Source organism: Kamptonema animale CS-326, from assembly GCF_028330895.1.
Lineage (GTDB): Bacteria > Cyanobacteriota > Cyanobacteriia > Cyanobacteriales > Microcoleaceae > Kamptonema > Kamptonema formosum.
In genome coordinates this window covers 21,654-32,250 of the sequence record NZ_JAQMUA010000010.1, presented here as the reverse complement: position 1 = coordinate 32,250, position 10,597 = coordinate 21,654, and the positions used below count along the sequence as shown (strand labels likewise).

General features: G+C 44.6%; 10 protein-coding genes and 1 rRNA gene. 4 read left to right on the top strand and 7 right to left on the bottom strand.

Features of this window, described 5'->3' with window-relative positions; translation table 11 throughout:
- The first annotated feature begins 77 nt into the window (after window positions 1-77).
- Window positions 78-195: ribosomal RNA gene (gene rrf / locus PN499_RS00705) — 5S ribosomal RNA — on the top strand.
- A gap of 70 nt (window positions 196-265) precedes the next feature.
- On the opposite strand, the gene PN499_RS00700 is transcribed toward rrf, so the two are convergent.
- From PN499_RS00700 to psaK, 4 genes are all read right to left on the bottom strand, one after another.
- Window positions 266-1,039 carry a class II aldolase/adducin family protein gene (locus tag PN499_RS00700; RefSeq protein ID WP_272029662.1) on the bottom strand — a complete coding sequence of 258 codons (774 nt, stop codon included), beginning with the start codon at window positions 1,037-1,039 and terminating at the stop codon, window positions 266-268.
- A 226-nt stretch (window positions 1,040-1,265) separates the two neighbouring features.
- Entirely contained in the window at window positions 1,266-2,585 is a 1,320-nt protein-coding gene (locus tag PN499_RS00695) for a BaiN/RdsA family NAD(P)/FAD-dependent oxidoreductase (RefSeq protein WP_272029661.1), read from the bottom strand.
- 12 nt (window positions 2,586-2,597) lie between these two features.
- Complete coding sequence (rd, locus tag PN499_RS00690; RefSeq protein ID WP_272029660.1) at window positions 2,598-2,756, bottom strand: rubredoxin; 159 nt, start codon at window positions 2,754-2,756, stop codon at window positions 2,598-2,600.
- Window positions 2,757-2,991: 235 nt separating this feature from the next.
- Window positions 2,992-3,279, bottom strand: coding sequence for a photosystem I reaction center subunit PsaK (gene psaK / locus PN499_RS00685; protein ID WP_007353160.1), 288 nt, complete (start codon window positions 3,277-3,279; stop codon window positions 2,992-2,994).
- Window positions 3,280-3,538: 259 nt separating this feature from the next.
- Here psaK and PN499_RS00680 point away from each other — a divergent pair, with 259 nt between their 5' ends.
- On the top strand, window positions 3,539-4,228 hold the full coding sequence (locus PN499_RS00680; protein WP_272029664.1) for a phosphoribosylanthranilate isomerase: 690 nt from the start codon (window positions 3,539-3,541) through the stop codon (window positions 4,226-4,228).
- On the opposite strand, the gene PN499_RS00675 is transcribed toward PN499_RS00680, so the two are convergent.
- Complete coding sequence (locus PN499_RS00675; protein WP_272029659.1) at window positions 4,161-4,457, bottom strand: acylphosphatase; 297 nt, start codon at window positions 4,455-4,457, stop codon at window positions 4,161-4,163. The two genes, PN499_RS00680 and PN499_RS00675, sit on opposite strands and share 68 nt — an antisense overlap.
- Window positions 4,458-4,587: 130 nt before the next feature.
- Between PN499_RS00675 and PN499_RS00670 the strand changes: the two genes are divergently transcribed.
- The gene (locus PN499_RS00670; RefSeq protein WP_272029658.1) at window positions 4,588-5,895 is read left to right on the top strand and encodes a HEAT repeat domain-containing protein; all 1,308 of its coding nucleotides are present in this window, start codon (window positions 4,588-4,590) and stop codon (window positions 5,893-5,895) included.
- A gap of 147 nt (window positions 5,896-6,042) precedes the next feature.
- Here PN499_RS00670 and PN499_RS00665 read toward each other — a convergent pair whose 3' ends face one another.
- Entirely contained in the window at window positions 6,043-7,968 is a 1,926-nt protein-coding gene (locus tag PN499_RS00665) for a BamA/OMP85 family outer membrane protein (RefSeq protein ID WP_272029657.1), read from the bottom strand.
- Between the two features lie 128 nt (window positions 7,969-8,096).
- On the bottom strand, window positions 8,097-8,297 hold the full coding sequence (locus PN499_RS00660; protein ID WP_007353165.1) for a hypothetical protein: 201 nt from the start codon (window positions 8,295-8,297) through the stop codon (window positions 8,097-8,099).
- A 673-nt stretch (window positions 8,298-8,970) separates the two neighbouring features.
- Between PN499_RS00660 and PN499_RS00655 the strand changes: the two genes are divergently transcribed.
- On the top strand, window positions 8,971-10,446 hold the full coding sequence (locus PN499_RS00655; RefSeq protein WP_272029656.1) for an ATP-binding protein: 1,476 nt from the start codon (window positions 8,971-8,973) through the stop codon (window positions 10,444-10,446).
- Window positions 10,447-10,597: the final 151 nt, after the last annotated feature.

The window sequence follows — 10,597 nt, the reverse complement described above, 5'->3', positions numbered from 1 at the left end:
GGCTTGACCTCTGACTTTGATTTGATGATGACTTGTTTCTTTGCAGTCTTCAGGGCTCTTATACCCTTACAGCTTTTCCTGGTGTTTATGACGCGGTGGAACCACACCGATTCCATCCCGAACTCGGATGTTAAACGCTGCTGTGGCGAAGATACTTGGTGGGTCACTGCCTGGGAAAATAGCTCGATGCCAGGGATTTTATTCTACAATGCCTCTTTCTGATACTCAGACAGGGGCTTTGTTTTGTTTGATATTAAGATCGCTGTTACTGTAGCAAATCCGCTTCTTTCGACACAATCAAATCATACAGTGGTTGAAAACTAAACCACCCAAGTTGATGCGAACCAACCTGTTTATGGGTCAAACGGGCACATTCTGGCTCAATCAAAATCGGCTTGCCAGCAGCTTCGGCCATTAATTGCGCGTGACAAGAACGCTCCATTGTAATAAACCACCATGCAGCCTCATCTACTGAGTGACCAACAGTAATCAGTCCATGATTGCGGAGGATCGCCGCTTTCTTGTCGCCTAAATTTTGGGCAATACGTTTGGCTTCGTCAATTGCGAGCACGACTCCGGTGTAGTCATCAAATAAGGCGTGGTCTTCGTAAAAAGCACAAGCATCTTGAGTAAGGGGATCGAGGAGGCGACCAAGACTAGACCAGCTTTTGCCGTAGGGGGAGTGCGCGTGGGCTGCGGCAATAACATCGGGACGGGCGGCGTGAATTTGGGAGTGGATGGTAAAAGCAGCCTGGTTGACAGGTTTGCTGCCCTCAACCACTTCACCTGTGGGGTTGACTAAAATCAAGTCGCTGGCGCGGATTAAACTGAAGTGCATTCCTAAAGGATTGACCCAGAAATGGTCATGGTATTCAGGATCGCGGGCTGTGATGTGGCCTGCGATACCTTCGCTGAACCCGAAGCGACCAAATAGACGGAAGGCGGCTGCTAAACGCTGCTTGCGGTGGAGGCGTTCTTCCTTAACAGAAGTAAATGTAGGAGGTGTAAAGGATATTTGGGGAACTTTAATCGTGACCATATTTTTTGCTCCTGACTGCGGACTTTTGATAGCAAATTGGGGTTTATTACCCGCTTTTCTTTGAGTCCACCTATGCGGACTTAGCTTGTTTAGCCGCGATTTCTAATCGCCTAAAAAAGATGGTTTTTTCCTCGGATTCCTTATGTTTCCCTCCTTTCTCTTCTTGCCCTTCTTCCCTAGCCCCTGATTCCTAACAACCTTGGTGGTTGCTCTATTTCTACTTATTCTACTTGCCGATCGCTTGACCGGCTAACCATGCTGTTGTCCAAGCACTTTGGAAATTAAACCCCCCTGTCACACCATCGATATCTAAGATTTCCCCAGCAAAGTAAAGGCCGGGACAGCAGCGACTTTCCATTGTTTTAAAATCAACTTCTTTTAAGTTAACCCCGCCGCAAGTAACAAATTCTTCTTTAAATGCACCTTTTCCTTTAATTTTATATTCACCTTGGCTGAGTTCTTGAATCAGTTGATTAAGGCTTTTGTTTGATAGTTCTGACCAGCGTTTTTCGCTATCAATGCCAACAGCAACCGTTAAATGTTCCCAGAGACGGCGGGGGATGGGAAGGGGACAGCTAGTGGCGATCGATCTTCTGGATAACTGCGATTTAACTGCTAGCAATTGTTGCCGCAAAACGTCTGGGTTATACTGGGGAAGCCAATTAATTAACAATGAGGTTTGATAGCCACACTCGTGCAAAAATCTGGCACCCCAAGCGGATAGTTTTAGTACCGCAGGGCCGCTTAAACCCCAATGAGTAATTAGTATTGGGCCGGTTTGTTCTAATTTTGCTGCGGGTAATTGTACGCGAACATTACCAACGGAAACGCCTGCTAAATCTTGGAGGCGAATATCAGAAATGTTAAAAGTAAATAGAGATGGTACTGGGGGTTGGATGGTGTGACCTAAATTTTGCGCCCATTTGAAACCAGAAGGACTGCTACCAGTGGCCAGCAGAATGCGATCGCCTTTCAACTTTTCCCCCGATCTCAATTCAATTTCAAAGGAAGGGGAATGGGGATTAGAGATGGGGAACCGATCGGAAACAGATAATTTATCTGCTAGTTCAGCCTCTATTTGTAAGGGTTTAGGAGGAGCAAAATCTGGTATTAATCTTTTAATGGAAACCGCAGCAACACCGGTGCAAATTTCTACGCCTGCATCTTTAGCAGCCTGGATTAAACTATTAACTATTGTTGCAGAATCGTCTGTGGTAGGAAACATCCGGCCATCTGCTTCTGTTTTTAGTTTGATGCCATGACTGGCAAACCATTCTACTGTATCGCGGGGTTGAAACCGAGTAAAAGCACCCCGCAGAGCTTTGCCGCCTCTGGGGTAATTTTGTACTAAAATTCCTGGGTCGAAGCAGGCATGAGTTACGTTACAACGTCCACCACCAGAAATACGAACTTTGGCGAGGAGTTCCCGCCCTGCTTCTAGTAAAGTGATGCGAGTTTGGGGGTGAGCTTTGGCTGCTGCGATCGCTCCGAAAAACCCTGCGGCACCTCCGCCCACTACTATAACTCGCAGAAATTTATCGGACACATTGTTTCTCGTTTATTCTGGTTCAAAATCTGATTTTAGCGCACCGCAAATCGGACAAACCCAATCGTCGGGAATATCTTCAAACGGCGTTCCAGGGGCGATACCGCCATCGGGGTCGCCTAGTTCTGGATCGTAGACATAGGCGCAAATTGTACAGACGTATTTTTGCATTTTGGCTTTTTCTTGATAAGTTGACTAAATTTTACAAGTTTCGAGAATCAAAATTGATGGAATTGATGTTAACATAATTTTTGAACTATTTATAACGCCACCGAATTACCCGGTTTTTGAACCTTCGGGACGGCGGCGTTACATTATGGGTAAGTTCTGAAACGTCGAATTCACAATTAAAACTTGCCGATCGATTTCCGGCTTTCTAATTTTTAATTGTTAATTTCTGGACGATTTAGAGGACTCCAGCGTTGCCTAAACCTAAGATAACTCCGGCTCCCAGGATGTGACCAAAGCTTGCTGTTGCTAATAACTCAGGTACGCCAAATCCTGTGAACATACCTGGTAGGTCAACGGGTAAAGCTGGGCCTTTTCCTCGGTTGTTCTTGGAAATGCCATAGTAACCGATCGCGATCGCGAATAGATTGGCAAGAATCATTACTAGCCCTACACCGAGAGACCATTCTGGTGTATGGGGTGTAGTAGATTGACCGACGGCCAAAAGTAAAGCAGAGTAAATCAAGTTCCTAATCTCCTTTGATAAACTTAGAAAGGAATGTGAGTTTAGTCGTTGGTACCTACATTCTGAAAATCCATGAAAAATGGACTCTCTGACAAGAACCAATGCTATATCAACTCCCAAACAGGCTGTCTGGATGGCTGCTTGCTGGGACTAATTGAATGCAAAGATTATAAATAGTGCTTAGCCACAAACTAAAATTTGTTTTAATAGTTAACAATAAGTTTATATTTTGATACAAAGCCGGCAGAGAGGTGCGATCGTGCGAGTCAAAATTTGTGGGATTACGAAGCTAGAGCAAGGGCAAGCGATCGCGCAGCTAGGGGCGGGGGCTTTGGGATTTATCTGTGTGCCAGCATCCCCCAGGTATATTCAGCCAGAGCTGATTCGGGCGATCGTCGAGCAGTTACCCCAGAATGTCGATCGCATCGGGGTGTTTGCTAATACCACACTAGAAATAATCTGTCAAGTAGTCGATCGGGCTCAATTAAATGGGGTGCAGTTGCATGGAGATGAAAGCCCAGAATTTTGCGATCGCCTCCAGCAGTTTTTACCAGGAGTTGAAATTATCAAAGCTTTGAGAGTAAAAACACCTGAAACTTTAGAGAAAGCCGCTATTTACGCCGCTCATGTTAATACCTTACTGTTAGATGCTTATCATCCTAACCAGCTAGGCGGTACGGGTAAAACCATAGATTGGACGAGTTTAAAACAGTTTCAACCGAGTTGTCCTTGGCTACTTGCTGGCGGTTTAACTCCTGATAATATATTAGCTGCCCTCAAACAACTTCAACCTAGCGGCATTGACCTTTCCAGCGGTTTAGAAATAGCACCGGGAGACAAAGATTTGAGTAAAGTTGCCCGATTATTTGAAGTCATTACAGTTAGAAACGGCGAATTTCAAATCGGCGATCTCCCTCCGGTTCTTCATACTCAATCGCCACATCTTTAACTACAGCACCCATCGGCCCAGTGCAACACCAGGAAATCATCGATTGTACGGCTTCTATACTTCCTTCAAACACAGCTTCTACCCTGCCGTCGGCAAGATTTCGTACCCAACCATTCACGCCAAATCGCTTGGCATAATTCATAGTTGAGTAACGATAGCCAACACCTTGAACAGTTCCCGAAACAAAAACATGGGCGCGAGTGGTGGGAGTTGGTAATGGGTGTTCCATTGAGACACGACTGCGAAGTGGCTTTGGAGAGGTAGCAGTTTAGCAATTTTTATACTTTGCCATCTCTTCAATACTGTATCATTAGTTAAACAGAAAAGCAGGCGCACTTCAAACTGGAGGGTTTTCACCGATGATTTTAGTAATAGCAGCACTCATAAGTTTTTTGGCGGGATTGGCAGTTGCCTACTGGTTGGTGGAAAAGAGATTGCAGCAGCAAAAGCAAAACCAAAGCGAGCAAAATCGCAGAATATCTGAGGACATGGAAAGAACCCACCAGTCTCGGATGCAAGAAACTATCAAATCCCTACAAGCGGGAGAGGAAAACCGCCTCCGACAAGTTACAGAAGAATTAGAGCAAGTTCATAATTCACGGCTACAGGAAACGATACAATCCTTACAAGAGCAACACAATATTCAGTTAGTCCAAATCACTGATGAATTGCAGAAAACCTATGAAGACAGGATGCAATCAGCCATAGAATCTCTGCAAGATAGACATCAGAGCGAGTTAAAACAAACCACTGAAGAATTACAGGCTCGCGAAGCTCAGATGCAGGCAACTATCAGCGAATTGCAAGCACAATACGAAACTCAATTAATGCAAGCTGCTGAAGAATTAGCTAGAACTTATGAAGCTCAGAAACAATCAGCTATCAATCTGCTGCAAGAGGAATACGAAAATGATTTAAGATTAGCCGCAGCAGAATCCCAAGCTCACGAAGCTCAGATGCAGGGAAATACCAGACTACTGCAAGAACATTATGAAACTCAGTTAAAAAATGCCAATGAGGAGTTGCAAACCCATGAAGGTTATACGCAACAAACGGTCAGGATGTTACAAAACCATTATGAAAGTCAGTTAGGACAACAAAATCCAGCTTGGGAATCACAGCCCTCAGAGACGGCAACACCTGAGTTTGTGGAATCACCACAATTAGAGACGGTAACTCCTACTTATTCTGTCCCTTTGGAGCCGGAAATTGAAGAGCAGAAAGTCCCAACATTGAACTTCACGGCTAAAGCATTAGTTCAGGAATTAGATAATAAAATTATAGCTTGGGGAGATTCCCGCCAAATCAGTTTTGTTCCTCAGTTAATCGGGTACTCCCGTCATCAAAGCGGTAATATTCGCAAGTTAACAGCAGCAGCTTTAAGTAAAATTGCTGCTGCTAACGGTTCAAGATCGGAATTGCAGCAGGCAATACCAATACTAGGAAAGTTGAGTAGAGATTTGGAGCCGCAGGTACGCCTATCTGCGGTGGAAGCTTTAGGGGCAATTAAGTCTGATAAAGCGATCCCTTTTCTGCAACAAGCTCTGCGAGATACAGATCCAAATGTTGCTAAATCGGCAAGTGCTGCTCTTAGTAAATTTAGGTATTATCCAGCGAAATCAACGGCAAAACCTAAAGATTCTAAACTCAAGAAACCTCAGCGTTAATAAGAGCTGTAACTGGATAGATTTTAGCCAGAACATTCAACCGTCCGTTTAGTCGAACGTTTGTCGAAATGCACGGCAGAAGCCCGGTTTCTAGGCTAAGACTACTAACAACTAACCATTAACAACTAACAACTAACAACTAACAATTTAAAACCGTTGACCGGTACCTAAGAGGAATCTTACGCCGCCGCGATCGCTAACTCCGATATCGAAGCGAATTAACCCAAAAGGCGATCGCACTCGTACTCCTACCCCAGCCCCCGCACCCGTCCCAGGCTTGTCCCGGACAATGGCTGGTTCTCCCAATACGCTGTCGCCAGAACCTAAATCTGAGGCAAAATCGACAAATATTACGCCGCCGATATTACTCCTGATGGGGAAGCGATACTCGCCGGAGGCTAAAACGTAGCTGCGGCCAGTGCCAAGAGCTCCCGATGTGTAAGCCCGCACAGAACTGCTACCACCGAGACGGAAAGCTTCTGTGGGTGGGAAGTCGCCCACGATCGTACCCGCTTGCAAGTTAAAGGCAAACATTTCGGGTAAAGCTTGGGGATCGCCTCGACCTATCAATTGTATAGGTACGTATTGTATGTAATTAGCTAATAACCGATTCATGGTGATATTCCCCCGCCCCAGAGGAATTGACTGTTCTGTACTCAAAGTCAAAATTGAGCCGCTAGTGGGGTTAAAGGGATTGTTGCGCCAGTCGCGGGTGAAAGCCAAGGACACAGTATATAATTCGTCAACCCCCGTGCCGCTTAAAGTCAGAGGATTTCCTTCTTCATCGCGGCGGGCAATCCTCAAATTGCGATCGCGCGTGCTGATGCTGGTATAGTTCAATCCCAGAGTCCCTTGCCAATCGCCAATCGGTCGGGTGAAATTGACATTGCCGCCCATCCTGATTTCCCGAACTTTGTTGTCGTCGGGTAAATTAACATCTTTGTCAAAAATGTCCGAACTCCGGCGATCGCGAAAAGTTCCAAAGCTGTAACCCAAACGGTTTTCGCTAGCCAGATAGGGACTCGTGAACCGCAGATCGTACTCAAAGTCTCGCAGGCTAGGCTGGAAAAGGACTGATACCCGCTGGCTGCGGCCGATTATTTGCCGAACTCCCAAAATTACAAACACCCCAAGGTCATCGCTATAACCGCCACCAAAGTTAAAACTGCGGGGCTGACCTTCTGTGACGTTGTAGATGACATCGACATCAGTACCGACTTGTACTGTAGAAACTGTGACCTTGGAAAATAAAGCCAATTGCCGCAACTGCTGCAAATCTCTGCGGACTGCTTCCTGACTGTAATTGTCCCCGGCTTTGAGTTGGATTTCGCTGCGGATGAAATCTTCTGAAATCCGCCCCTGAATTGGGTTGCCTTGTTTATCTACTGCTTCGCCTTTGGAGTTGACGAAGCGGACTTGTACTTCTCTGACATAAGCGCCTTCGACATCTTGAGCGATGACATCTTGAGCGATCGCTCCCTCATCTATACTCATTTGTACGCTACCGCCAAGTTCTTGGGCGCTACTGTTGAAGGGTTGGGCGCTTTGGCTGCTGGAGAGTGAGGGAATGGGGCTGGCGATGTTTTGGGCTGGTGTCGCGATCGCGGATTTAAAATCTTTAGGCAGAGCTTTTTTTGCTGCGATCGTTACCGTCTCTACATTATTCTCAATCAGTCCGCCAAGCCTGGGCGAATAGAATTCGCGGCTACACAAACCAAGTCCGCCTGCGCGGACTGAAGAGGGATCTATAATTTTACAACCCGCGTCGGCGGGTTGTGCCTGTGCAGATGCGGTTTCAACCGTCTGGTTTTTAATAGTGCTTGGATATTTTGTATCAATCTCAGCAACAGCCATCTTACCTGTTTCACAAGAGCTAATTTTCTTGTGGGAGAGGCATCTTGCCTTTCCGACCAAAGCCTTGGTCAGAGTTGTCGGCATTTCGGCTGTCGCTGTCGGCGGATGGCTGGCTTTTGGTTCGAGGGCTGAGGATTGAGCGATCGCTAAACCCCCATTCGTTAACCCGCTTCCCATCAAGGTCGCTAAAGTCAAAACTATAACTGTTGGAGTACGCATATAAATTAGATTTAAGCCACTTCCAAGGAATATTAGCGAAAATCTGCCAAAAAGCATACTCCCCCAAAGTGAGAAGCGATCGCGTAAATTTTGGAAATCGCGATCGCAAAGAGAGAAAAATTCACCAGCTAAAGAGCTTGTCGAGACACCCGTTTCTCAAAATGAGCTTGAGTCTGTTGCAACAGATGTTCGCGGCTATCTTTAGCCTGCGTAATATTGGGGACTAAGTTACGAGCCTGTAAAGTCATGTGAAGTTGTAGATGAGCCACGTACTCACTGACATCTTCACGCAATGAGCAAGCCGGATATTCTGTCAACTGCGAGTTCAAAGTGTTCTCCTTCCCTTATGCTGCGTCGTTTTCAGACCACCATTGAAGGTATCACAGGACTCTCCTTATGTTTCTAGTTTGCAATAAAGTTTAATCTTTGAGAGTATTTTATAGTTACAATTATTTACAAACCCGGACATGACAGCAAGATTATTTACAAACCCTGAAATGACAACAAGGTAGTAGGAAGCGATCGTAGATTTAGTATAGAGCAGCCAACGCTTAGCACATGATCGACTTAACGTCAATAGCATCAGCCAAAGGCATGAGGTCGATCTTTTGAAGTTAACTCAACAATACAGATTGTATCAATAATTTGGAGAATTAGGATTATTGTGCAATTTGTGGAGAGTTCTAAGCAGAAGAAAGAAGGAGAGGATGAGGCACTCAATCTAGCTACTCTGATATTTGCGGGCCCTCAACCTTGGCTGCCAGATTTCTTTTAAACAAATGTTCGTAGCAAACGGTTTAATAATTCTTGCAGTGATAGCTTTCGCCCTCACTGCAAGTCAAGCTATTTACAGTAAAAAATTGTGATTAACGATACCGTTTGATCGGAACGAGCAACTAAAAATATGTTTTCAGGATATCATTGTACAAAATGTTTAACAGGGTAGAAAAACATTACATTATTATGAACTCTAAAAATTTATGGCATCTCAAACTATTACTTATGTTAGAATTCACTAAATACTTTAATTTAGATGACATCTGGGCTGCCCGCAAAATTAGTGCGGCTGTTGTGAATATTAGCGGTAGGCAGCGGATGCTTTCCCAGCGAATAGCCTTTCTGTCTTTAAAGTTAGTTTGCTCTCAAGTTCCGGCGGTTAGGGTAAAACTGCGTGCCGACTTGCTCGATGCCATTAATCTTATGGAAAAGTCACACAATGGCTTAATTAACGGCGATCGTAGCATGAATTTACCAGGTCAGAGTTCAAATGCAGTCAAAGCAATGTATTTTGAGCCACCTTGGAATTTAGACACACAAGTACGCGATTATATTACTAAAGTCAGAGATTTAGTACAATCCCCCGATATAGAATTGGAACCAAATAATCCCCATTTAAACTACATTGTCACCGCTGCTTATGGTCAGTTATTAGAATCATTGGATGCAGTCGTCACTCAATATCAACACGAGAGTGAATCCGAACAATTGGAAATGGATATCAAGCACCTCGAACTTTATCAAGAAAGTTGTGCTGCCACTACTCAAGCGGAAGCACAAGCTGCTGAACTTGAGAAAGCACTTATCGGACTCAAACAAGCTCAAGCTAAACTATTACACAGCGAAAAAATGTCTTCACTGGGGCAATTAGTCGCCAGCGTCGCCCACGAAATTAATAACCCCGTCAGTTTCATTTATGGCAATCTTAGCCATGCCGAAGTTTATACCCAAGATTTGCTGCACTTGCTCGAACTCTATCGCGAATACTATTCCGAACCCACTCCTGAAATTCAACAGCATATTAAAGATGTTGACCTAGATTTTCTAATTGAAGATTTACCGAAAGTCCTATGTTCTATGCAAATTGGAGCCGATAGGATTCGGCAGATTGTAATGTCTTTGCGTAATTTTTCACGAACAGATGATACTGAAATGAAACAGGTAGATTTGCATGAAGGGATTGACACTACCCTATTAATTTTGCAAAATCGCCTGAAAGCTCACCCGAAACGGCCAATGATTGAAATAGTAAAAGATTATGCTGATTTGCCAATGGTTACGTGCTATGCAGGACAGCTAAATCAAGTGTTTATGAATATTCTTAGCAATGCCATTGATGCTTTGGAAGAAGGAATGGGAAATCGGGAAGAAATAGCAGGGCAAATTATGCCGACAATTCGGATTCGCACTGAAGTTAGCCATCCCGATTATGTGACAGTCCGAATTGCTGATAATGGGCCTGGAATACCCCTAGAAGTAAAATCGCGGGTATTTGACCAATTTTTTACAACTAAGCAAATAGGGAAAGGAACGGGATTGGGATTATCTATTAGTCGCCAAATTTTAGTAGAAAATCACCAAGGATCGCTCCGCTGCGAGTCGCAACCAGGAGAAGGGACAGAGTTCTGGATTGAAATTCCGGTACACCCAATTCAAGAAGGATCGACTGTTAAGCAAAAGTCTAAAGCTTTAAACTATTAGCAATTATAGAAGAAGGGACTAGGGGCTAGGGACTAGGGACTAGGGAAAGAGGGGGAGCAGGGGAGATGGGTAATTAGCGATTAGCGATTAGCAATTACCAATTACCAATTACCAATTACCAATTACCAAGTACCAATTACCAATTACCAAT